The 23,766-nt window shown below is 66.7% G+C and carries 18 protein-coding genes; 9 read left to right on the top strand and 9 right to left on the bottom strand.

Annotation, left to right across the window (positions count from 1 at the left end):
* Window positions 1–453: 453 nt before the first annotated feature.
* Window positions 454–3,168, top strand: a complete 2,715-nt coding sequence (locus tag NA5_RS42545) for an MmpA family trehalose lipid delivery protein (RefSeq protein WP_245672480.1) — start codon at window positions 454–456, stop codon at window positions 3,166–3,168.
* Window positions 3,169–3,562: 394 nt separating this feature from the next.
* Here NA5_RS42545 and NA5_RS31135 read toward each other — a convergent pair whose 3' ends face one another.
* Window positions 3,563–4,729, bottom strand: a complete 1,167-nt coding sequence (locus NA5_RS31135; protein ID WP_062992520.1) for a glycosyltransferase family 4 protein — start codon at window positions 4,727–4,729, stop codon at window positions 3,563–3,565.
* A gap of 184 nt (window positions 4,730–4,913) precedes the next feature.
* Between NA5_RS31135 and NA5_RS31130 the strand changes: the two genes are divergently transcribed.
* Window positions 4,914–5,693, top strand: coding sequence for a class I SAM-dependent methyltransferase (locus tag NA5_RS31130; protein ID WP_062992507.1), 780 nt, complete (start codon window positions 4,914–4,916; stop codon window positions 5,691–5,693).
* A gap of 2 nt (window positions 5,694–5,695) precedes the next feature.
* On the opposite strand, the gene NA5_RS31125 is transcribed toward NA5_RS31130, so the two are convergent.
* Entirely contained in the window at window positions 5,696–5,995 is a 300-nt protein-coding gene (locus NA5_RS31125) for a hypothetical protein (RefSeq protein ID WP_062992505.1), read from the bottom strand.
* A gap of 208 nt (window positions 5,996–6,203) precedes the next feature.
* Here NA5_RS31125 and NA5_RS31120 point away from each other — a divergent pair, with 208 nt between their 5' ends.
* Window positions 6,204–7,646: an aldehyde dehydrogenase gene (locus NA5_RS31120; protein WP_062992503.1), complete on the top strand. Its 1,443-nt coding sequence runs from the start codon at window positions 6,204–6,206 to the stop codon at window positions 7,644–7,646.
* On the opposite strand, the gene NA5_RS31115 is transcribed toward NA5_RS31120, so the two are convergent.
* The 3 genes from NA5_RS31115 to NA5_RS31105 form a co-directional block, all read right to left on the bottom strand.
* The gene (locus tag NA5_RS31115) at window positions 7,647–7,856 is read right to left on the bottom strand and encodes a hypothetical protein (RefSeq protein WP_063813704.1); all 210 of its coding nucleotides are present in this window, start codon (window positions 7,854–7,856) and stop codon (window positions 7,647–7,649) included.
* A 285-nt stretch (window positions 7,857–8,141) separates the two neighbouring features.
* Window positions 8,142–9,092 (bottom strand): GlxA family transcriptional regulator, encoded by a 951-nt coding sequence (locus NA5_RS31110; protein ID WP_084484557.1) that lies wholly within the window; start codon window positions 9,090–9,092, stop codon window positions 8,142–8,144.
* Between the two features lie 500 nt (window positions 9,093–9,592).
* Window positions 9,593–10,003 carry a winged helix-turn-helix transcriptional regulator gene (locus NA5_RS31105; protein ID WP_062992501.1) on the bottom strand — a complete coding sequence of 137 codons (411 nt, stop codon included), beginning with the start codon at window positions 10,001–10,003 and terminating at the stop codon, window positions 9,593–9,595.
* A 63-nt stretch (window positions 10,004–10,066) separates the two neighbouring features.
* On the opposite strand from NA5_RS31105, the gene NA5_RS31100 reads away from it, so the two are divergent.
* The gene (locus NA5_RS31100) at window positions 10,067–10,906 is read left to right on the top strand and encodes an SDR family oxidoreductase (RefSeq protein ID WP_062992499.1); all 840 of its coding nucleotides are present in this window, start codon (window positions 10,067–10,069) and stop codon (window positions 10,904–10,906) included.
* Window positions 10,907–11,110: 204 nt separating this feature from the next.
* Window positions 11,111–11,863, top strand: a complete 753-nt coding sequence (locus NA5_RS31095; protein WP_062992498.1) for an HD domain-containing protein — start codon at window positions 11,111–11,113, stop codon at window positions 11,861–11,863.
* Window positions 11,864–12,085: 222 nt separating this feature from the next.
* Here the strand turns inward: NA5_RS31095 and NA5_RS31090 are convergent, their stop codons facing one another.
* The 4 genes from NA5_RS31090 to NA5_RS31075 all read right to left on the bottom strand — a co-directional run bounded on the left by NA5_RS31090 (window position 12,086) and on the right by NA5_RS31075 (window position 18,160).
* Window positions 12,086–13,924 (bottom strand): phosphoenolpyruvate carboxykinase (GTP), encoded by a 1,839-nt coding sequence (locus tag NA5_RS31090; RefSeq protein WP_062992496.1) that lies wholly within the window; start codon window positions 13,922–13,924, stop codon window positions 12,086–12,088.
* 270 nt (window positions 13,925–14,194) lie between these two features.
* Window positions 14,195–15,907: a hypothetical protein gene (locus NA5_RS31085; RefSeq protein WP_245672479.1), complete on the bottom strand. Its 1,713-nt coding sequence runs from the start codon at window positions 15,905–15,907 to the stop codon at window positions 14,195–14,197.
* Between the two features lie 247 nt (window positions 15,908–16,154).
* A complete protein-coding gene (locus NA5_RS31080; RefSeq protein WP_062992494.1) occupies window positions 16,155–17,288 on the bottom strand; it encodes a hypothetical protein in 1,134 nt (377 codons plus the stop codon).
* A gap of 89 nt (window positions 17,289–17,377) precedes the next feature.
* Window positions 17,378–18,160, bottom strand: coding sequence for an SDR family oxidoreductase (locus tag NA5_RS31075; protein WP_062992492.1), 783 nt, complete (start codon window positions 18,158–18,160; stop codon window positions 17,378–17,380).
* A gap of 171 nt (window positions 18,161–18,331) precedes the next feature.
* On the opposite strand from NA5_RS31075, the gene NA5_RS31070 reads away from it, so the two are divergent.
* From NA5_RS31070 to NA5_RS31055, 4 genes are all read left to right on the top strand, one after another.
* Window positions 18,332–19,669, top strand: coding sequence for a lipase family protein (locus NA5_RS31070; protein ID WP_062992490.1), 1,338 nt, complete (start codon window positions 18,332–18,334; stop codon window positions 19,667–19,669).
* Window positions 19,670–19,739: 70 nt separating this feature from the next.
* Window positions 19,740–20,549, top strand: coding sequence for a tRNA (guanosine(46)-N7)-methyltransferase TrmB (trmB, locus tag NA5_RS31065; RefSeq protein WP_174555291.1), 810 nt, complete (start codon window positions 19,740–19,742; stop codon window positions 20,547–20,549).
* Window positions 20,549–21,277: an NYN domain-containing protein gene (locus tag NA5_RS31060; protein WP_084484555.1), complete on the top strand. Its 729-nt coding sequence runs from the start codon at window positions 20,549–20,551 to the stop codon at window positions 21,275–21,277. Before trmB ends, NA5_RS31060 begins: the two co-directional genes overlap by 1 nt.
* On the top strand, window positions 21,277–23,766 hold a 2,490-nt coding region (locus NA5_RS31055; RefSeq protein WP_062992488.1), incomplete at its 3' end, for an MMPL family transporter. The genes NA5_RS31060 and NA5_RS31055, both read left to right, overlap by 1 nt.

Here is a 23,766-nt window from a genome sequence, read left to right as displayed (position 1 = left end):
GGACTCGGCCATCAGCCGGACTCGGCCATCAGCCGGACTCGGCGATCGCCTGGTTTGTGAGACCGGTGGTAGATCGATATGCAGACCGGCTGCACCGACGCCACATCACCCTCGGCCGCACACCCGCTTGACGGTAAGAGCAGTGCATCGGCAAACGGGGCGAAGCGTCGCACCGCGAGATGCGCCGGATAGGCCAGACCGTACTTGGCGATACCCCGGGTGACCGAATATTCCTCGCCTCCACCAGGAACAGCGAAACGGTGACTATGCCCGTCGAACCGGCGAGCAAGATGAGTTCGGCATTGCGCTTCGTCGACGGCGGCGGCACTGGAGCGAATCCGCCACCTCGCCGCAGAGCTGGCGCGGGTACCAGAGCGCTTGTACTCCCCGTGAAAGAAGGCGGTCGGTACCGGGCCGTGGTGGTTTGCTCGGCGGTACGTAAGGTGCACAGGCGTGAGTGGCAGCGGCCAGGCTCGACGCAACCGGTGGGCAAGGTTCGTCCCCGCCGGTTACAGCGGATCGCTGGCAGTGGTGACCGCGGGGCCACTGTTGGGCCCGGGCTACCTGCTGTTGCGAGATGCGGTGAGCACACCTCGGTCGTATCCGACCGACTCGGCGCTCGGGCTCGGCGACGCCGCTCCGCGAGCGGTTCCGCAGGATGTGCTGCTTGCCACACTGTCCCCGATCGTCGACGGCGGGCTGATCGTCAAGACGATCCTGCTCATGGCGCTGTGGGCGGCCGGGTACGGGGCCGCGGTGCTGGCCAGGGAACTGCTCCGGGTATCGCTCGGACCGCAATTGGTCGCCGTCACCGCCGCGCTCTGGAACCCATACGTAGCCGAACGCTTGCTCCAAGGCCATTGGAGCCTGCTGACCGGCTACGCGGCCCTGCCATGGACCGCACTGGCCGCCTACCGAATTCGCGAAAGAGGACGACGGGCTAGTGGCTCCGACGCGGGGCCATGGGGCGGACCGGCCGCCAGTCGAACTCGCATCAAGCGCCGACGAACAAACGACTCCGACACGAGAGCACGCGGGGGCGCGGTCGGTCCCTGGGCCGCGCTGACCACCTATCGAATTCGGATCAGGGGCCGACGAACGAACGACTCACACACGAGGGCACGCGGCGATGCAGCCGATCCCCGGGGCACCCTGGCCGCCTGTCGAACTCGCATCAAGCGCCGACAGGTAAAAGACTCCGACACGGGCGTCCGCGGCGGCGCGGTCGGTCCCTGGGCCGCACTGATCACCTATCGAGCTCGCATCAAGCGCCGACCGGCGAACGACTCCGACACCGGGGCACTTGGGGGCGCGGTCGGTTCCTGGGCCGCGCTGACTGCCTATCGAATTCGGATCATGAGCCGACGAAAGAACGACTCCGACGCGGGGACACGTGCGGGCGCGGTCGGTTCCTGGGGTGCCCTGGCCGGGTGTTTTGCGGTGGCAGGGCTGACGCCGACTGGTGCTCTGTTGGCGGGCACGACTGCGGTGGTGCTGGTCGGGCGACGAAATGTGCTCGGGGCGCTGGTACTGCTCTCGGCGGCGTCCGCGCCCTGGTTGGCGGCGACGGCTTTGTCGGGTGCCGGGACCGCGCCCTCCGACCCGGCCGGAATCGCGGCCTTCGCCGCCCGCGCCGAACCTGCCCTCGGCACACTCGGCTCGCTGGCCGGACTCGGCGGAATCTGGAACGCCGACGCGGTCCCCAGCTCCCGCACCACTCCCCTCGCCCTGATCGCCACCGCCCTACTCCTCGCCCTCGTAGCCATCGGCATCCGCACCACCGCCGGAAAATCGGGTGCTCCCCCCGGAATCGTCGAGCCAGCGCGCCCTCGGCCAGCATGGCCTCGCGTGCGTCGATATCTGTGTAGGTCACCGAGGTGCCGCTCGCGGGCGTCCAGCTGGCGCGCGAAAAAAGGCAAAACCACACCACCGACCAGCACCGCATGTGCCAGTGAATCCACTACCCCCACAACCAATCCACAAGCCCCTGGTTCCGAAATCCCTAACGGCGCCGCGACCTCCCGCCTCGATGCCGTTGACATCGAACCTCGCACGGCCACAACCGATTCGACGCAACCACAGGGCCAGACCACCGGCGATGCCGCAATCGGCCATTCACGTGACGTCGAACCCGACACGACCACAACCGATTCGACGCAAGCACAGGTCGGGAAAACCGGAGAGACGGCAATCGGCCGATCCCATAACGTCGAGTCCGAGAGCCCTACAACCCATTCGGAGTCCCTCGGAGCTGCGAAAATCCCCGCAAGGGTAGACAACGCCGCTTCCGCTGACGGCAGCGACCGCGGGAGCCTGCGAGTTGGCCGCGCGCTACTGGTACTAGCGGCTTTCGCAATCATCCTGCCCGCGCTCGGGGCGACGTCGTGGGGTATGAGCGGGATGGAATGGCTTGTCGCTCATGTGCCGGGGGCGGGGTTGTTGCGGGATACGCAGAAGTATGTGGCGCTCGCCATGCCCGCCTATGCGCTGTGCGCCGCCGCTGGGTGTCGAGCCGTCGCAGCGCGCTTCGTGGCGAAGGAGTCCGCCGGCTCGGCTGGGATGGCTTTGATCGCAACGGTATTCATTGCGCTGCTGGTCCTGCCGCTGTTCGATTTGGCTTGGGGCGTCGGTGGCGCGCTGAAGCCGGTGCATTATCCGATCGGCTGGCAGCGGGTTGCGGAGCGGATCGACGGGCCCGGAGATATTGCGGTATTGCCCGGTGGGATGTTTCGGAAGTTTCCGTACAGCGGCAAGGTGGCGGTGTTGGATCCGGCGCCGCGGATGCTGCCGCGCGATGTGTTGCAGACCGGTGAGCTTCCGGTGCACGGGCGCACCGTGGCCGGTGAGGGAGCAAGGGCGCGGGAGGTGGAAACCGCCCTGCTGCATGGTGATTCGGCACAGCGGTTGGGTGAGTTCGGAGTCGGCTGGGTTCTCGTCGAACGCACCACCCCCGGACCGCTCGGCGAGTCTGAAACCACGCTCGCCCAGTTGGAATCGGTCTACGCCGACTCCCAACTGGCCCTCTACCGCGTCCCCCACACCACAGACAAAGGTGCACAGTCCACACACCGTGCGATCGCATACGCCGCCCACATCCTCTGGGCCGCCCTCCTGGTCGGTGGCCTGCTGCTAGCAGCCATATTGCGCCCACGACATGAAACCCATTGACGGCGTTCCCACCGAGCTGCACCACGCACACCCAATCGCTATCTCGCACAAGCCATACCCTTTGCGCGATACTCATTGGATATGCGATAGAACCGCAACCAGGCTGGATCCGAGCACACCATGCGCCGACTCCCCACTGGCCACGACACCGCGCGCGGATCACCGACAGATCAGTCGCACGACCGCTGCCGGACTAGAGCCGACCGCACCAGGCCGACTCCGAGCTCGAATGCACAGGCCTCGACAACGCGACGCCGCACAGTCACCCACAAGCCGCACGAGCCCAACGGACTGGAGCCGACGCACCACGCCGACCAGATCGAATGCACAGGCCTCGCCAACGCAACGCCGCACCGTCACCGACGAATTCGCCTGGCCAGCAGACGCCAGCTGATCAGGGCCCAGGTGGGATGAGCCCGGAGGTGTGTTCACCTCGAGCCGCTGCCGCGAGCACCTCGTACACACCGTTCCCGGTTTGCTCCCAAGAGAATTCACGCGCACGAGCACGGGCCTTCTCCCCCATGACGGCACGCGCCTCGGTGTCATCGATGAGCTCACCGACGGACTCGCAGAGCTGGCTCACATCGTCGACGAGCACCCCGGTCACCCCGTCGACAATGGAATCGGTGAGTCCACGCGAACTTCGGTAACCGATCGTCGGCACCCCGTGTTGCGCCGCCTCGATGACGGCCAGGCCCCAGCCTTCTTTACGCGACGGCAGCACATGTACCCATGCGCGCGCGAGCAATTCGTGTTTGCGCCGCTCGTCGACGTGGCCGTGGAAGGTGACCGCATCGGCGATGCCGAGGGCACGCGCGTCGGCCTTCAGGTTGTCCGCCCACCAGCCGTCGCCGATCACATCGAGCCGCAGGCCGGGTATCCGACTCCGTAGTCGAGCGACTGCCTCCAATGCGTCTTCGATCTGCTTGTGCGGCACCAGTCGCGAGAGCACCACGATGCGCGGCTCTTCGGTGCGTGTCTCGGCGCAGCCGGTCGGCGCGTCCACGGGAACGGGTTCAGCGCCATTGCGAACCACAGCGATGCGGGAACCGTCTACCCCCAGCGTGGCCAGTTCCTCGGCCGAGGGCAGCGAAACGGTCAGGTATTGGTTGTGCCGATGCACCCGAGGGGACAGCCGCGATTCGATCCACCAGCCGATCCGCCCGACGAACCGTCCGGCGACCGGCCACTGCTCCCGATGGCCGTGATGCACAAGCACCACCGACGGCGCCTTGGTCGCCGCACCGGCGAAAAACGGGATCCCGTTCTGGGTATCGATCACCGCATCGGGCCGCAGCCCACGCAGCGGCCCGATGCCGAGCCGTCCGAGTGCGATCGCGGCCAGCGCCCGCGGATAGACGGAGAACCGTCCGCCCGCCCGGCTGATATCGATGCCGTCGATGCGCTCCCGCTTCGGTGCGCCCGGATAGCGCGCGGTGCGTAGGGTGACCTTGACCCCGCGTGCGGCGAGCTGCGCGCCGACCTGTTCCAGGTACCGTTCGCTGCCGCCGCCCTGCGGGTGCCCGGTGTCACGCCAGCACAGCAGGAGGACTTCGCGCACGGTGGAGCTTCTCTCGGTCAGCAGGTCACGGATATCGCCGTACACCCTAACCCGCGCCACCGAGCGGCCCGTCCGCACCGCGCGGGAATTCCCACCCTGGGCAGGCGGGACGGCGGCGCATTGACCGCACTATGCGAGACTCTGCGCCGTGCCGAGAGCTGAAACCGAGCCAGCCCAGGCCGTGATGGCGCACGCCGCACGGCGCGGACGAGCCATGTCCCGGTTCGCGCGGCGGGCGACCTTACGCCGGTCGCTGCGGCTGCTCGGCAGTTTCCGGTTCGAGCAGACCGATCCCGCACTGTTCTACGGCGGTCTGGCCGCCGACAGCGCGGCGATGATCGGCGACTTCTACACAGATGTCACCGGACACGGCCTGGATGGCGCGACCATCCTGGATGTCGGCGGCGGCCCCGGCTACTTCGCGGACGAATTCGTCAAGACCGGTGCACGCTATATCCCCGTCGAACCCGACCCATCGGAGATGCATGCCGCCGGACTGTCGGTGACCGGTGCGGTCCGCGGGTCCGGCATGGCACTGCCGTTCCGCGACAATGCGGTCGACATCTGCTTCTCCTCGAACGTCGCCGAGCATGTGCCGCAGCCGTGGGTCATGGCCGACGAAATGGTGCGGGTCACTCGTCCGGGTGGCCTGATCGTGCTGTCGTACACGGTGTGGCACGGCCCGTTCGGCGGCCATGAGACCGGACCGTGGCACTACCTCGGCGGCGAGTACGCCGCGCGACGATACCGTCGCAAGACCGGCCGGGAACCGAAGAACCGCTTCGGCAGATCGCTGTTCGCGGTCGGCGCCGCCGACGGGTTGCGTTGGGCGGCAGCCACTTCCGCGGATGTGCGCATCGTTTTCCCCCGCTACCACCCACATTGGGCCTGGTGGGTGGTTCGCGTACCCGTAGTGCGAGAGTTACTGGTGAGCAATCTGGTGGTAGTGGCCACCAAGCCGTAGCGCTACTTCTCCAGCCAGCCCCGGCGCCAGTTCCTGCGCCCGCATGCGTTGAGCGTGGCTGCCCATGGTGATTCCTGAATGGCCAAGCCAACCGTCTCGAGGGTGGTTAGGCCGACCTGATCAGCCAGCATTCCGACGACGGCGACCGCCTCGGCGGCCTGCATCGCGGCCGTAGCCTGCTCGATGGTCAGCGTCCGGCCCGGTAGGAAGGAAACCACCCACCCACCTGCGCCGACGCTTTTAGCTTGATGCTCGGTCTGGTCGCTGGTCATCAGCGACCGACCGATCACTTGCACCGCCATGGCTCTGACTCCCCAATTGCGTAATCGGTTCATGAAGCGAGCGAGCTGATCAGTAGCTACAGCATGACCGGTGCAGCAACAGAACGCAATAGTGCGTTCTCTGAAAAGCGAACCAACAGGTCGGAATTCGCGCTGCTCAGGAAGTCGACGGTATAGAAAACTGGAACACGTTACAGACAATCCGGCCGCAAAACTGTAACGTGTTCTCATGCATTACGACAGCCTGTTCATCGGCGGCCGCTGGACCGCGCCCGCCGCCACCGAGCGCCTCCAGGTCATCTCGCCCGCGACGGTCGAGCCGGTGGGCAGCGTCCCGGTGGTCGGTCGCGCCGATGTCGACGCCGCCGTCGCCGCCGCCCGGCACGCCTTCGACAACGGTCCGTGGCCGTCCACGCCGCCCGCCGAGCGTGCCGAGGTTCTGACGCGCGCCGCCCGCCTGATCGAGGAGCGTTCGGCCGATCTGCTCGCCACGCTCACCGCGGAAATGGGCGCGCCGCAGATGATCGCCATGACGCTCAACCAGATTCCGGCCGTGGCCGCGCTCGACGCCTACGCCGGACTGGCCGAGTCCTTCCCCTGGAACGAAACCCGCACCGGTCTGTTCGGCACCGCGCGGGTCTCGCGGGAACCGCGCGGCGTGGTCGCGGCGGTCACGGCATGGAATGTCCCGCTGTTCCTCGCGGCCAATAAGCTCGCGCCCGCATTGCTCGCCGGATGCACGGTGGTGCTCAAGCCCGCGCCGCTGACTCCGTTGACCGCCAATAAGATCGGCGAAATCTTCACCGAGGCGGGCCTGCCCGAGGGCGTGCTGTCGATCCTGCCCGCCGAGGCGGATGCCGCGGAGTATCTGGTCTCGCATCCGGGCGTCGACAAGATCACCTTCACCGGCAGCACCGCGGTCGGCCGCAAGATCGGCGCCATTGCGACCGGACAGCTCAAGAGCGTCTCGCTCGAGCTCGGCGGCAAATCGGCGGCAATCCTGTTGCCGGATATGGATATCGCCAATATTCCGGTGCTCGCGTTCTCCGGTCTGATGAACAGCGGCCAGGGTTGCGTCGCGCAGACCCGCATTCTCGCGCCGCGCAGCCGCTACGACGAGATCCTGGACGCGCTGGTCGAGCACGTCAAGACGCTGAAAACCGGCGATCCCACCGATCCGGCGACGACCTTCGGCCCACTGATCTCCGAGCGGCAGCGCGACCGTGTCGAAGGCTATATCGCCAAGGGCAAGGAAGAGGGCGCCCGACTGGCGCTCGGCGGCGGTCGCCCGGCAGACCTGGACCGCGGCTGGTTCGTCGAGCCGACCATCTTCGCCGATGTCGACAACAAGTCGACGATCGCGCAGGAGGAGATTTTCGGCCCGGTGCTGTCGGTCATCCCGTACGAGACCGAGGACGAAGCGGTGGCCATCGCGAACGATTCCGTATACGGCCTGGCGGGCTCGGTCTGGACCGCGGATATCGAGCACGGCGCGGAAATCGCGGCACGGGTGCGCACCGGCACCTATGCGATCAATTGGTATGCGTTCGACCCGAGCGCACCGTTCGGTGGATACAAGAACTCCGGCCTCGGCCGCGAGAACGGACCCGAAGGTCTGGACGCATTCTGCGAGCAGAAGTCCCTGCTCATGCCGATGGGATGGACGGGGTAGTCAATTCCCCGGCATAACCACCCGGACCACCGGCTCGCGGCCCGGAGCGTCGAGGATGCTCGGCGCACCGGCGTCGACGATTTCGACATGCCAACCCGGCGGCAGCGCATCCTGCAAACGTCCGGCAGCGCGCCGCAGCGGGGTGCTCGCGGTCGCCAGCTCGATACCGGCGACCTGCGGCGCCATCCGGGCGATGTCCAGATCGGTCATGCTCCAACCACCTCTCGAGCGTCGTCTCCTCGCGGTCGCTGGTATGCGGCTTCGCGAGTCGAAAGGGAAGTAGTTCAGTCGATCCAAGTCGTGCAGTGAATATTTGGCAATCGAGCCGGTCGGTCATGAGACGGAGAACATGCAGAGCATAAGCCCCATGCTTTCCTTTAGTACGAACCGCGTCCGGGCAAATCAACGGTAGCGCACCGGCGGCTTCAGATCCGACAATCCGAGAACATCGGCCGATCAATACCGCACGGTACGCGCAGCCACCGACGAGATCCGCTAGCGGCGCAGCGACCGGCGATAACCGGCGGGCGTCGTCCCGGTTGCCGCGCGCAAATGCGCCCGCAGCGCGGTAACGCTACCGAATCCGGACTGTGCCGCAACAACATCGACGGGCAGGTCGGTAGTCTCCAGCAACTCCCTGGCACGCACCGTGCGCTGCGCCTCCAACCAGCGCCGCGGCGTAGTGCCCACCTCGGCTTTGAATCGACGGATGAATGTTCGCTCACTCATCAGCGCATGTCCAGCAAGCGCCGAAACATCCGGCACCGCTGCCGGATTCGCCGCCGCCCAGGCTATGGTCGCGGCCAGCGCGCCGGGGAAGTCATTGCCGCCCAAGGCATCCGGAATGTATTGCGCCTGACCGCCCTCACGGTGCGGTGGGGTCACATTCCAGCGGGCCAAATCGGCCGCCACACCCGCGCCCAGTTCGCGACGCACGATATGCAGGCATAGGTCCATGCCCGCGGACAACCCCGCCGAGGTGAGCACATCGCCATCGTCCACATAAAGGGCGGCGGGGTCGAGCTTGACCGCCGGGAACAGTTCAGCGAATTCATCGCAATACGCCCAGTGGGTGGTGGCGGGCCGCCCGTCCAATAGTCCAGCCCGAGCCAGAATGAATGCGCCCACGCAAATGCTCACCATGGTCGCGCCGCGTGCCGATGCGGCCCGCAGCGCGTCGAGCACTTCATCGGCGGGCGGCAATGTGGGCAATCCGATGCCAGGCACCACCACGATGTCGGCGCTCGCCAGCGCCTCGAGCCCCGCGTCGACCCGGAGTTCGAAACCGTTCGGAGTCCACACCGGGCCCGGGCGCACGCCGCACGTCCGCATTTCGAAACCCACCGGCTCCCCGGTCTTGCCTGGACCGTGGCGGAACGCCTGCACCGCGCAAGCCAGGTCGTAGGTCATGACACCGTCCAACGCCAGCGCGACTACCTGCTTCACATGCCGAGTGTGGCACTAATCCGAGCATCAATGTAAGTCCTGCCACCACGCCGCGCACCCGGTGTCTCGAGGTACGTCCCGCCCACCCTGCGAGCCCGGCACCTACATTGCGCCGACGCCTCACCTTCCACACCGCGCGACGCCCCACCTTCCACACAGCAGCACGACGTCCACCTTCCACACTCGAGACACCTCATCCACTGCACTGCGAGCCCGGCTCCCACACCGCGCAACGGCTCATCTACCGCACCACGAGCCTGGCTCCCACACCGCGCGACGCCTCATCTACTGGACTGCGAACCTCGCCTGCGCCAGTTCAATCGGCACCCGATTGCCCGGATCCCTGGGCTGACGCACACTCTCGAGCTATCGCGCACAGCGCATACCCTGTGCGCGATAACCGAACGCTTTGCGATGCCTTTGCTGACAGCACTGGCGAGCTTGGTGGCGGGCTTCCGCCGGATCTATGCGTGTAGGCGGAGCGTTCCGACTGGGCGACTCTATGTTGCAGGGGCGATCCGCTGGCGGTCGTGGCGACGCTGGGCGGCAATGACCTCGGCCGTGTGCTGACGGATCCAACCGAGGAACTGGTGCAGCGACTCGGTGAGCCCATGACCGAGTTCGGTGAGTTCATAGCTGACCCGCGGTGGTGTGCTTGGCTCGACAGTGCGCGCGATCAACCCGTCGCGGCCGAGCGTGCGCAACGTCTGCGAGAGCATTTTCTCGCTGATACCACCGATTTTGGTGTGCAACTCCGAGAACCGCAGTGGCCCGTCGGTCAGCGTGGTCAGGATCAGCATGCCCCAGCGACTCGTGATGTGATCGAGCACCTCACGCGCCGGGCACTCGGTGTTGAATGCGTCACTCATGCCCTGCCAGGTGGTGGGCTGGACCTGGGAACGTACCGCCATTTCTGTAGCTTACCCGAAGGTATGTCCTTACCAGAGGTAAGCCGGGCGGCTTACGCTGCCGCCATGGTCACAGTTGTTTTCGGAGCCAGAGGCAATGTCGGTCGGCACGTGGTGCGGGGCCTGCTTTCGAAAGGGGAACACGTCCGTTCGACGAGCCGGGACCCCGGCGCCGCAGTTTTCCCGCCGGGCACGGAGATCGTCGCGGCCGATCTCGAGCAGCCCGACACCTTGCCCGCCGCACTTGAAGGCGCGCAGCGCGTATTCCTCTATGCCAAGCCCGAGGGCATCAATGGTTTCGTCGCGGCTGCCGAGGCAGCAGGGGTACGGCACGTGGTGTTCCTATCGTCGGGCGCTGTGCTGCAGAGCAATGCGTCGAGCAATCCAATCGCGTTGATGCACAGCGCCATCGAGGCCGCCATCGAGAAGTCCGATCTGGAATGGACCTTCATCCGCCCCGGGATGTTCGCCACGAACGCACTGTGGTGGTGGCAGCATTCCATCCGTGACGCCGGTGTCGTCCGGATGCCGTATCCCGATGCCAGGACCGCACCCATCCACGAGAAGGATTTGGCCGCGCTCGCGGTGACCGCGCTCACCGAACCTGGTCACCAAGGCCAGGCCTATACCGTCTGGGGTTCCGAGGCACTGACGCTGCGCGAGCAAGTGCAGCAGATCGGCGCGGCCATCGATCGCGAAATCACCTTCGAGGTGATTTCCGAAGAGCAGGCCCGCGTGGAGCTGAGCAAGACCATGCCCGCGATCGGCGTCGATGCCGTCCTGACCGGATGGAAATCCGGAGTCACCGAACCACCCCAGGTCTCCACCGTCATAGCGGACATCACCGGCCGCCCCGCCCACACCTTCGCCCAGTGGGCACAGGACCACGCCCACGACTTCCGCTGAGGTCCGATCAAGATCAGGTGGCACTGGTGGCGGGGGCTTCTCGGGCGTTTTGCCGCCCTAGTTTCCCCGTGATCGCCTGTCCAGTCGGACCCGTAGGCGGGTGATTGGCGGGAATTGGAGGGTTAGTGGCGTTTGTGCCACTCGTCGGTGGAGGGGGTGGGGGGTTCACTGGGGTGAGAGGTGTTCTAGGAGAAGGAGAGCGACGTGGGTGCGCCTGTGGGGCTGGATTGGGAATGGGCGAGGCGGACCGGTGGGGCGCTTTCCGGCAGTCAGCGCAGGCAGCTGACCGCCAAGCTCGTCGCGGGCGTACCCCGGCTCGTTGCCGGACAGGCCGCCTTGGCGCTCGGTCGGCGACGGAGCGGGCGGGTGGATTTCGCGGAACTCCAACTGCCCGATTCGAGGCTGGCCAAGGCCGCGGAAGAGGAAGCGCGGGAATGTCTTTCGACGCCCGTGTTGGAGCACTCCTATCGGAGCTACTTCTTCGGGCGCGCGCTCGCTGAGTTCGACGGCACGAAATACGACGACGAGCTGGCCTACGTCTCCTGCCTGCTGCACGATCTGCGGCTCGAACACCCAACGCCAGGAAGGTGTTTCGCGGTGACCGGGGCGGAGCGTGCCGTCGAGTTCGTCCTCGGCGCGGGTGCGACACCGGAACAGGCGCAGACCATCGGCGCCGCGATCGCCGCGCATCTCACCATCGGAGTGGCCGACACCGTCGACGATCTCGGCTTCGTTTCCGCCGGTGCGGCCGTGGATGTGTTCGGCGCGCGAATGTCCGATCTCGATCCGAGCTGGGTCGACGAATTGCTGCACCGTAATCCGCGACACAACTTCAAACGGCATGTGACCGAGGCGTTCACGAACGAGGCGGCCGCGGTGCCGGACGGGCGCGCGCGATGGCTCATCCGAACGGCAGGCTTCCGTCAGCTGATCGCCCGCGCGCCGTTCTCCGAATAGCATTCCGGCACAAACGAAACCGCCCGCACCAGCGCGAAAACGGTACGGGCGGTCCAGGAGTTCATCGATTACTCAGCCACCACGGAGCGAGTCTTACGAGCGACGTTCGCGGCCCGTCTCGCGGCCGAGTGGCCGAAGCGCATGCGACGAAGTCGCGAGTCTCGGCCGCTCGGACGCGAGACACCAGGGGGCCGCGAACACGCGGCGCCGAAGGTGCCGCAATCAGGCAGAGCCCAAGCGCTCCTTCAGGGCCTCGAACTCGTCGCGCACGCCGGAAGGCAGCTTGTCGCCGACGAATTCGAACCACTCCTCGATGAGCGGAATCTCCTTGCGCCATTCGTCGGCCTTCACGGCGAGCGCCTCGTCGACATCGGTGGGGTCGACCTTCAGACCGTCGAGGTCCAGCTGGGCGGCGGTGGGCACATTGCCGATCGCGGTCGGCTCGGCCTGCGCCGAACCCTCGATGCGGCCGACGATCCACTCCAGCACGCGGGAGTTCTCGCCGAATCCTGGCCACAGGAAGCGGCCGTCGGCACCGCGACGGAACCAGTTGACGTAGAAGATCTTCGGCAGCTTGTTCGCATCGGCGTTCTTGCCGACATTGATCCAGTGGTTCAGGTAGTCACCGACGTGGTAGCCCATGAAGGGCAGCATGGCCATCGGGTCGCGGCGCACGGTGCCGACCTTGCCCTCGGCGGCGGCGGTCTGCTCGGACGACAGGGTCGCGCCCATGAAGACGCCGTGCTGCCAGTCGAAGGATTCGGTCACCAGCGGAACCGTGGTCTTGCGGCGGCCGCCGAACAGAATGGCCGAGATCGGCACACCCTGCGGGTCGTCCCATTCGGGAGCCAGGATCGGGCACTGCGACATCGGCGTGCAGTAGCGCGAGTTCGGGTGCGCGGCAAGGGTTTCGGTCTCCCGCAGGTACCAGTCGTTACCCTTCCAGTCGATCAGGTGATCGGGCTCGCCCTCCAGGCCCTCCCACCACACGTCGTTGTGATCGGTCAGCGCGACATTGGTGTAGACGGTGTTGCCCGCCTCCATGGTGGCCATGGCATTGGGGTTGGAGCTGTAGTTGGTGCCCGGCGCGACGCCGAAGAATCCGTACTCCGGATTCACCGCGTACAGGCGGCCGTCCTTGCCGAAACGCATCCAGGCGATGTCATCGCCCAGGGTCTCCGCGCGCCAGCCGGGAATCGTCGGCTGGATCATCGCGAGGTTGGTCTTACCGCAGGCGCTCGGGAAGGCCGCGGCGATGTAGTACGCCTTGTTCTCCGGGGAGATCAGCTTGAGGATCAGCATGTGCTCGGCCAGCCAGCCCTCGTCGTGGGCCATGGCCGAGGCGATGCGTAGGGAGTAGCACTTCTTGCCGAGCAGCGCGTTGCCGCCGTAGCCGGAGCCGTAGCTCCAGATCTCGCGGTCCTCGGGGAAGTGGGTGATGTACTTGGTGTCGTTGCACGGCCACGGCACGTCGGCCTCGCCCTCGGCCAGCGGCGCGCCGACCGAGTGCAGTGCCTTCACGAACGGCTTGTCGGCGCCGAGCTTCTCCAGCGCGGCGGCGCCCATGCGGGTCATCACGCGCATCGAGACAACGACGTATTCGGAGTCGGTGATCTCTACGCCCAGCTTGGGGTCCTCGGCACCGAGCGGGCCCATGCAGAACGGCACCACATACATGGTGCGGCCCTTCATCGAGCCGCGGTACAGCTCGGTCATGGTGGCGCGCATCTCGGCGGGGTCGACCCAGTTGTTGGTCGGGCCGGCGTCGGCCTCGGTCTTCGAACAGATGTAGGTGCGGGATTCGACACGCGCTACATCGGAGGGGTCGGAGAGGGCGAGGAAGGAGTTCGGCTTCTTGTCCTCGTTGAGCTTCTTGAAGGTGCCCGCCGCGACGAGCTGGGTGGTCAGCCGCTCCCACTCTTCGTCGGAACCGTCCGCCCAGACCACTCGCTCTGGCTGAGTGAGTTCTGCGACTTCCTGTACCCAGGCGAGTAGTTCGCTGTGCTCGGTCGGCTGCTTGCCGTCGGAATCGCGAAGACCAGGAATGGTCGCTGAGGTCATGAAAACTCTCCTGAGATGGGCGGTTCACGATGTTTCCGCCTGGGCTGACCATTCGAGCGACCTGCAAGCAGTCGCTTCGGCAAGGCCCATGACCAGCGCGAACACACCGAGCGCCACCGTTGGCGGGAAGGCACCCGCTACGACCAGTCGAAAGCGCGTCATGGCTGGACCGCGTACAAGGACGAAGCGGACGCCCAGGTTCCTGCTTAAGAGGTTAACGCGATGTGACGACCAGTACGGAATCGGGTTCCCCCAGGAGTACCCACTAAGTTACCTAGTCAAAAGAGTCCGATATCGGTCCAGGATGGCGATATCGCGTTCGCAGGCGGCGAGCTGCCCCGGTTGCTCGGCCGCGGCACGGCGCAGTCTGGCCTCCAATTCGGCCACCTGACGGTCGATTTCGACGATTCGCTCGGTGCTCGCGCGCATGACGCGGTCCGATAGCGCGGTCTCCGATTCCACCAGCGCGGTGGCGACCCGCTGCTCCAATTGGGCCTTCACATTCACCAGCGCGTCGGAGACCCATTGACGAAGGTGTGCACGGTCGGCGACCTGGCCGCGTGCCCGCACCACCCAGGCCGCCGCACCCGCTCCGAGCAGCAGCGTCACCGGTACGGTCGCGAAATCCATGGCCTGAACGAGCGAGAAGGGAGCGACCAGTAGGCGGCCGATGCCGACGCCAGCGGATGCGCCGAGCGCGATCATGAGGTGATCTTCGACACCTCGGTGTCTTGGCTCCGGATCCGGGCCGACACGCGGGGCCGAATCGCGCCAGCGCATCGGCATGTCGCGGTCGTGCTCCGCCGCCGCGCCGAGGCGGTCGGTGAGCTCGGACAGCCGCTGGTCGATGGTTGCGTCCACGGCATTGGTCAGCTCGTTCACCGCCTGCTGCAGACGTTCGGGATAGCCGCCGAATTCGGCGCGGCGCAGCCGGTCGAGTTCGCCACGGGCGGCCGCGTGCAGCGCGCGGACCCTGGCCCCGACATCGGTCATCAGATCGACGCGGGCCAGATGCAGCTGGCTGCGCAGGGTTGACATGGCGGTGGCGCGACCGCCGTCGCGTCCGGCGAGCAGTACGGCGCGTTCCTCACGCCACTGGATCGGTTCCGCGCCGGAACGCAGCACCGCGACCTGTTCGGCGACCCGTCGGCGGGTATCGGTCAGCACGCGCGTGGTGACGGCGGCGACCCGGTCGTCGGATTGGGTGCTCGCCGTGGCCGCCGCGAGTTCTGCATGCAGCGCGCCGAGGCCGGAGCGATCGATCAGACCCGCATCCCCGGCCGACCGACCCGCCACCGCGAGCCGCGCCGAGACCGGCACGATCTCCAGATCCTCGATGCCATGGGCGGCGAGCAGTTCGAGGTTGTGCGCCTGTACCGTGCGCCAGTCCTGGTAGGCGTGGATGCCGTTCATGGCGAGCAGGATCCGGGTGCCGTCGGCGCGCAGGCGCTGCAGCACGTGCAGGTTGTCCGCGCCGAGCGCACTACCCGCGTCCAACAGCATGAGCGCGACCGCCGATGGCGCATTCCCCGACGGCGACGTGGTCTCCACCGCGGCGCTCGCATCGGGCACCGGATCCGACAGCGGGATCCGCGGCTCGAACCGCGCCAGCTCGGTGCGCAACAGACTCGTATTGGCGTCATCGGGCCCGATCAACGTCACCGCCGACGCCACGCCCGTTCCCCGCACCGCCCGCAACAGCGCCATCCCCTGCGGATTCCACCGCGCGATGACCGCCTCGACCTCCGGACTCAGCGACGGCTTCTCGGGAGTGGGCGGCGGATCCTCGTCCGCACTTGCCGAACCCGCCGCGGCCACGGTCGAGGCCGCCACGGCCCCAGCAGCTTCACCCGCACCCGCCGCCGACACAGTCGACCCCGCCACCGCTCCAGCAGCTTCACCCGCACCCGCCGCCACAGTCGAGCCCGCCACGACCCCAGCCGATTCACCCTCACCCGCCGCCGCCACAGTCGAGCCCGCCACCGCTCCAGTCGATTCACCCGCACCCGCCGCCACAGTCGACCCCGCCACCGCTGCAGCAGCTTCACCCGCACCCGCCGCCGACACAGTCGAACCCGGCACCGCTCCATCAGATTCACCCGCACCCGTCGGCGATCCGGTCGTCGGCGAGGCAGGCCCATCCGGACCACTCGTGGACTCGTGTGGAGCACTGCCGGATTGATAGCGCTCGAGCGAGGCCGCGGCGTCCGTGCGCGCGGGACCCGGTTGTTCAGAGTCCAGCACTGCTCATCCGTTCCCATAGCCGGATGTAACCGTTGTGAACGCGGAGGGCGGCGCGCCGAGCCGCGGGGGACATGTCGCTGGAGACCACCGCGCGCCAGCGGGCGGCGCGGGCCAGGGCGTCGTCGGCATCGGAGGGTGCGGGTGCGCGATATCCGGCGGCCAGGTGGGCGACCTCCGGGTAGGCCAGGCCCGCGCAGAGGCCGAGCCAGAGGGCATCGTCGCCGAAGAGGTAGTCCTCCAACACGTCCCGCGCGTTCGCGCCGTCGACGGGTACGGCGCGGGCGGCGAGGCGGGTCAGTTCGTCGAGCAGTTCGCCGCCGCGCAGTGCGCAGACCTGTTCGTAGCGGCGATGCAGTAAACGGTGCAGCGGATCGATACCGCTGGCCGCATGCATGATCTGCAGCAGTGCGTGCGGACCGAGTTCGGGGTCCCGGCGCAGCGCGGAGAGCGCGCAGGTCACGCCGTACAGATCCCAGCGCCGCAGCAGTTCTTCGCGTTCGGCGACATCGGGTCCGGCCGATGCCGCGACGAACAGATCGGGCGAGAGCGTGAGCGCCGGATCCGCGGTCTCGGCCAAGCGGCGCAGCGTGGCCATATCGGCCTCGCTCACCGTACCGGCCCTGGTGCGCACGGCCAGCGAGGCGACCACCGGCAGCGTGATGGTGCCGAGGCCCCCGCTGTACTGCTCGGCGGCGGCGACCGCATCACCCCAGCGCGACCCGATCGCATCGGCCTTGTTCAAGACCGCGACCGTGCGCTCCGGCGGCAATTCCGACAGCATCCGCCGGTCCGCTGGCTGTGGCGCACCGGAGAGGACGTAGACGATGATGTCGGCGTCGAGTTCGGGATCGGCCGTCCCCGGTTCATCGATCGGCGCCGTCTCCACCGCCGACATCAACGCCAACGCGTGCAGCACCGTGGTCCGTCCCGTATGCGCCCGCCCGGTCACCTGAATGCGCGGCGGCCGACGCCACCGCGCGATGGCGGTCCCCACCTGGCCGACGATCCGCGGATCGGCACCCGAGCGCAGTGTCGCGAGCAGCTGGTCGAGTTGGTCGATTTCCCGTGCGGGTCCGCTCGATCGGATCCGTGGCCCGTCGGATTCAGTGGCTGTCGGCAAAGCTGCACACCCCCTTTTCGGTGCGCCATTCTTGCAGACATACCGCCCGGACGGGCCGCTGGCGACTGCTTACCGGTCGCTGGAAAAGATCAGCTGCCGCTGAAGTATTTGTTCGCGGTCCGCACGGCCCAGTTCGGCGCGTATTTCGCGGCGGCCGCCAATACCTTTGCCTGCGCGCCGATTTCGTAGTGCACGCGCGGCAGCCGTCCGCGTTTGCGGGTCGCGTCCCAGATCCCCTGCGCGACATCCTCGGCGGTCAACCGCACGCCGAGCGACTTACTCGCGCCGGTCTCCATCCCGTCCACCATCGCGGTGGCCACGAACAGCGGCCACACCGCGATCACCCGGATATCGTGGTGCTCCCATTCGAGATCCAATGCCTCCGTGAGGCTTTTGACCGCGGACTTGGTCGCGCCGTAGCTGGCGAGTTCGGGCTGACCGTAAATCGCCGAGGCCGAGCACAGATTCACCACCTGAGCACCGGGCGTATCGCGCAAATAGTCGAACGCGGCATGCGTACCCGCTATCACCCCGCCGAGATTGACATCGATGATCCTCTGGTGGGTGGCCAGGTCGATCGATTCGAACGGACCCGCGCGCAGGATGCCCGCATTGTTGACGAGGATGTCGAGGCGGTTCTCGTCACCGTTGAACTCCGCCAGACGCTCGGCCCAATGAGTGTCGTTCGTCACATCCAATACCCCGGTGCGCACACTGCCGTCGGCGGCGTGGATGTCGGCGGCGAGCCTGGTCAGACCCACCTCATCGATATCGTATGCACCGACGTGATACCCCTGTGCAGCGAAAAGTAGGGCCGTGGCCCGGCCGATACCCGCCGCCGCACCGGTGATGAACACAGTCGGTCTGCTCATGCGCGCAGTCTAGTGCGGCGGCAAGCCCCCTACCTCGGGGTTCCCACAGATGCCCCGGTCACTTAATCTGGCGGGATGGTCGGCACCATAGTCGGTGCGTAGCTTCGGTTTTCGAACACGGCAAGCCGACCAGGCGGAATCGGTTCCGCTGGTCTCGATGAGGAGGTTGCCGTGACCGTCGATGTCATCGGTGCTGAGCCGGACGCGTCCGGCAGTCGGAAGCCACTGCTACCCAGTAGCGATCCGTTCCTCCGACCACCCAAAGGCTTCGCCGCTCGTCCGGCGGGAACCATCCTGCGCAGCCGCCGCGTCGAACTCGCACTGTTCGGCCTTGTACCGCAGCAGGTCTCGGCCTGGCAACTGCTCTACCGCAGCTGTGACATGCACGGCACGCCGGAGGCGGCGGTCACCACGGTGCTGCTGCCGCTCGACGCCGACCCGAACGAGGACCGCCCGCTGCTGGCCTTCCAGACCGCCATGGACGCGGTGACAGAGCGATGTTCCCCGTCTTACGCATTGCGTCGCGGTTCGCACGCACTCGGCTCGGTCACCCAATTGGAATGGATGCTGGTCGCCAACGCACTGCGCCGGGGTTGGGCGGTGAGCATCGCCGACCATGAGGGCCCGCACGGGAATTTCGGCGCGCCACGCGAGCCCGGCTACCGCGGACTCGACGGGATCCGCGCGGCGCTGCGCTTCGCACCACTGGGTCTGCATTCCGAGACCCGAATCGCCGTGTGGGGTTATTCCGGTGGCGGTATGGCCAGTTCGTGGCTGGTCGAGATGGCGCCGACCTACGCACCGGAGCTCGACATCGTCGGCGCGGTGCTCGGCGCGCCGGTCGGCGATCCCGGGCAGGTCTTCACCCGACTCAACGGCGGGCACTACGCCGGACTGCCCGCGATGGTGGTCGCGGTGCTGCGCAGGCTCTACCCGGCGCTGGCCGCGGTATTCGAGAGCGAATGCGATGCCGAGGGCCACCGGCTCATCGAACGCGCCGAACGGTCGACGCCGGTCGTGGCGGTGCTCGGACTCGTCAATAGGGATGTCGGCCACCATCTGAGCCGTCCGCTCGCCGAGGTGCTCGCCGCGCCCGATGTGCGGGCCATGCTCGACGATCTGCGCCTGGGACACTCCACCCCGACCTGTCCACTGCTGGTGGTGCAGCCGGTGCACGACCAGATCATCCACATGGACGGTGTCGACGGCCAGGTCGAGCGGTATCGCCGCGGCGGCGCGCAGGTCACCTATGTGCGCGACCGGCTCAGCGAGCACTTCTCGCTGCTCCCGCTGGCCACCCCGATCAGCCTGGACTGGCTCAGCGATCGGCTCGCCGGTAAGCCGGTGCACGATGTCGGCGACAGCACGGTGTGGTCGGTCGCCGCCTCGCCGACCGGCGTGCGCGGGCTGTGGGAAATGCTCGGCACCGCGGTCAAGGTCGCGCTGGGCAAGCCGCTGCGTCAGGAGACCGAGCCCGCGACTCGAATCCCCCGCGTACGCGCCGCATAACCGTTCGTCTCGGGTGCCCGCAAGCGATCCGCTACGACCGCTTGCTGCCCGCATCCTGCGATGCTGGACAATGGAGCGCGTGAACGACGCCGCGAACCATACTGCCGAGTCAGTTCCCGGACCGCCGTCCACAGCCGCGGCTCCGGCCGAGGGTGGATCCCGAAAAGGCTCGGGCTCTCGTCTGTACCCCCGGGTGACGAGCTTCCGCTCGCGCCGGGGCGCACTCACCGCGACCCAGCAGCAATCCTGGGACCGCACCTGGCCGAAGATCGGGCGGGATGTGGCCGACGAACCACTCGACGCCGCCGCCTGGTTCGGCAGGGACGCCCCACTCGTCATCGAGATCGGTTGTGGGACAGGCACCGCCACCGCCGCGATGGCACAGGCGGAACCGCATCTGAATCTCATCGGCATCGAGGTCTATCAGCCCGGCCTCGCGCAACTGGTGCAGCGCATCGAGCGCGAGCAGATCGACAACATTCGCCTGCTGCGCGGCGACGCCGTGGATGTGTTGGAAAACATGATTGCTGAGCAGTCGCTCACGGGCGTTCGAGTCTTCTTTCCCGACCCGTGGCCGAAGGCGCGACACCATAAGCGGCGGCTGTTGCAGCCCGCGACATTCGCATTGATCGCCAATCGCCTTCGGCCCGGCGGTGTGTTGCACGTCGCGACCGACCACGCCGACTACGCGGAATTCATCGCCGAGGTCGGCGCGGCGGAACCGCAGCTCATCGGCCTGAACGAGACCACGGGCGGGGTCAGCGCCGAACATCGCGACAGCGCGCCGATCGGTTTCGAAAGGCCCGTCACCAAATTCGAAGGCAAGGCACATCGCGCCGGAAGCGCCATCAACGAGTTCATATGGGGGAAGATCGAATGATGAGTGTCGGTGAGATGGCCCATGAGGTCGTGGATGTTGCCGGGGAGGTGCACGGAACCGGATCCGAGGTGATCGGCGCGGTTACACCCGATGTGCGTCGGGTGCTATTGGTCTGGGACGCGCCCAATCTCGATATGGGACTCGGCGCGATCCTCGGCGGCCGCCCGACCGCCGCCTATCGACCGCGCTTCGACGCGCTCGGCCGCTGGCTGCTCGCGCGCACCGCCGAGCTATCGGTGGGCAGCGTGACCCGGGTCGAACCGGAAGCGACCGTCTTCACCAATATCGCGCCCGGCACCGCGGATGTGGTGCGGCCGTGGGTGGAGGCGCTGCGCAATGTCGGCTACGCGGTTTTCGCCAAGCCCAAAATCGATGAGGACTCCGATGTCGACGCGGATATGCTCGCGCACATCGAGCTACGCAGTCGCGGCGCCGGGCTGGCGGGCATCATGGTCGCCTCCGCCGATGGCCAGGCATTCCGCGAACCGCTCGAACGATTGGCCGCCAACGGAATCCCCGTTCAGATACTCGGCTTCCGTGAGCATGCGAGTTGGGCCGTAACATCCGATACCCTCGAGTTCATAGATCTCGAGGACATCCCGGGCGTGTTCCGTGAACCGCTGCCCAGGGTCAGCCTCGACTCGCTGCCCGACGAGGGTGCTTGGCTGCAGCCGTTCCGGCCGCTGTCGGCGCTGCTCACCTCTCGCCCTGCCCAAGGAGTCGCTTAGTGTTCACACGCTGGGGCGATCTGGTCTACCGGCTGCGCTTCGCCGTCATCGCCTTTGTCGCGGCCGCACTCTTGGCACTCGGCGGTTATGGCCTCGGCTTGGAAGACCATCTCAGCTCCAGCGGGTGGGATGACCCCACCTCGCAATCGGCCAAGGCGGCCAAGTTGTCCGACGAGGCGTTCGGACGTGATCACAACAGCGATGTGATCGTGCTCTACACCGCGCCGGATGGTAAGACGATCGATGATCCGGAGTTCCGGCAGAAGATCGTCGACAGCCTGAACAAGCTGCCGCGCGAACATCCGGACGAGATCGCCAAGATCAACGGCGCCTACTGGCAGACCGAAACCGGCCCGGCCTCCCCGTTGACGTTCGGTTCGAAGGATAAGAAGTACACCTTCGCCTCGATCGCCATCCAGGGCAATAACGACACCGATATGGTGCGCAACTTCCGGAAAGTGAAGGATGTCTTCGCGATTCCGGGTGTCGATGTGCAGGTCGCGGGTCTGCAGGCGGTGGCGGGCACGCTGAACGACACCATGGCCGCCGACCAGAAGCGGATGGAGATCCTGGCCATCCCGGCGGTCGCGGTGCTGCTGTTCTTCATCTTCGGCGGCGTGGTCGCGGCGGCGCTGCCGCTGATCGTCGGTGGTCTCACGGTGATCGGCGCCTGGGGCATCGTGCGGTTCGCGACCGAGTTCACCGAGGTCAATTCGTTTGTCTCACCGGTCGTTTCGATGATCGGTCTGGGTCTGGCCATCGACTACGGCCTGTTCATCGTGAGTCGGTTCCGCGAGGAACTCGCCGAGGGGTACGACACTCGCGCGGCCGTGCGCCGTTCGGTGATGACCGCTGGTCGCACCGTGGTGTTCTCCGCGACCATGATCATCGCCAGCCTCGGCGGCATGCTGCTGTTCCCGCAGGGCTTCCTCAAATCGATCGCCTACGGCTCCATCGCGACCGTCTCGCTTGCCGCGCTGACCGCCATCACCATCCTGCCCGCGATGCTGAGCATTCTCGGGCCGCGGGTGGACATGCTCGGGCTCAAGCGTTTCCGCAAGACCAAGACCGCCGAGGAAGTCGAGAACGGCTTCTGGGGCAAGTCGACCCGCTGGGTGATGCAGCATCCGCTCAAGATCGCGATCCCGATCTGCATCCTGTTGCTGCTGCTGATCATTCCGGTCAAGAATCTGGCCTTCGGTGGCATCAACGAGCGGTACCTGCCGCCGGATAACGCGACCCGGCTCGCGCAGGCGAAGTTCGATTCGATCTTCCCGCTACGCAAGTCCGATCCGATCCAGCTGGTTTTCGTCTCCGGTAACAGCAGTGACGTCGGCAAGGTGTGGGCAGCGGCCAAGCAGGCGCCCGGCTTGAACGGCACCTTCGACGTGCCGTCGCGTTCGTCCTCGGACCCCAATGTCTATCGCACCAGCGCGACGCTCGAGGATTCGGAGAATCCGGATCCGACCATCGACTATCTGAACTCCCTCGACGTGCCCGACGACGTGCAGATGTATGTCGGCGGACAGCCCGCGATCCAGAAGGACAGCATCGACGCGTTGCTGCACCGCATGCCGTTGATGATCGCGCTGGTGCTGTTCGTGACCACGCTGCTGATGTTCCTCACCTTCGGCTCACTGGTGCTGCCGATCAAGGCCGCATTGATGAGCGCGCTCGGATTGGGTTCCACGCTCGGCATTTTGACGTGGATTTTCATCGACGGACATGGCGCGAGCCTGTTGAACTTCACGCCGCAGCCGATCATGTCGCCGGTATTGGTGCTGATCATCGCCGTTATCTACGGTCTTTCGACCGACTACGAGGTATTCCTGTTGTCGCGCATGGTCGAAGCGCGCACGCAGGGGGCTTCGACGACCGAGGCGGTGCGGATCGGCACCGCGCAGACCGGACGCATCATCACCGCCGCCGCACTCATCCTGCTCGTGGTGACCGGCGCGTTCGCCTTCTCCGACCTGGTCATGATGCAGTATCTGGCCTACGGCATGATCGCGGCGCTGTTCATCGACGCCACGATTCTGCGCATGCTGCTCGTCCCGGCCACCATGAAGCTGCTCGGCGACGACTGCTGGTGGGCACCGACGTGGATGAAGAAGGTGCAGCAGAAGATCGGACTCGGCGAGCCGATTCTGGACGACGAGCGTCCCGGCGGTGGCGAGGTCGTCGACCTGGTGAAGACCACGCCGATCACCGATCCGGTGACGATGCAGATGCCCGCGCTCACCGATAACGCCAGCACTCGGTCGCGTTCACCGCGGCGGCCGCGCACGGTCGAGGAGATTGAGGCGGAGGCGCCGACACAGCATTTCGCGAAGCTCCCGCCCGAACCGCCGCGGCCCGTCACGCCGCATGATCCGACTCGGCCGCGGGCGAATTCGCCGTTGCATACGCCACCGCCTGGCCCGCCTGCGCAGCCCGGACATGGCGCACCGCCCGCGTCGGGGCCGCCGTCCGGGCACGGCGCACCACCT

The sequence above is a fragment of the Nocardia anaemiae NBRC 100462 genome, from assembly GCF_001612725.1.
GTDB lineage: Bacteria > Actinomycetota > Actinomycetes > Mycobacteriales > Mycobacteriaceae > Nocardia > Nocardia anaemiae.
This window is presented reverse-complemented; position numbering and strand designations above follow the sequence as displayed.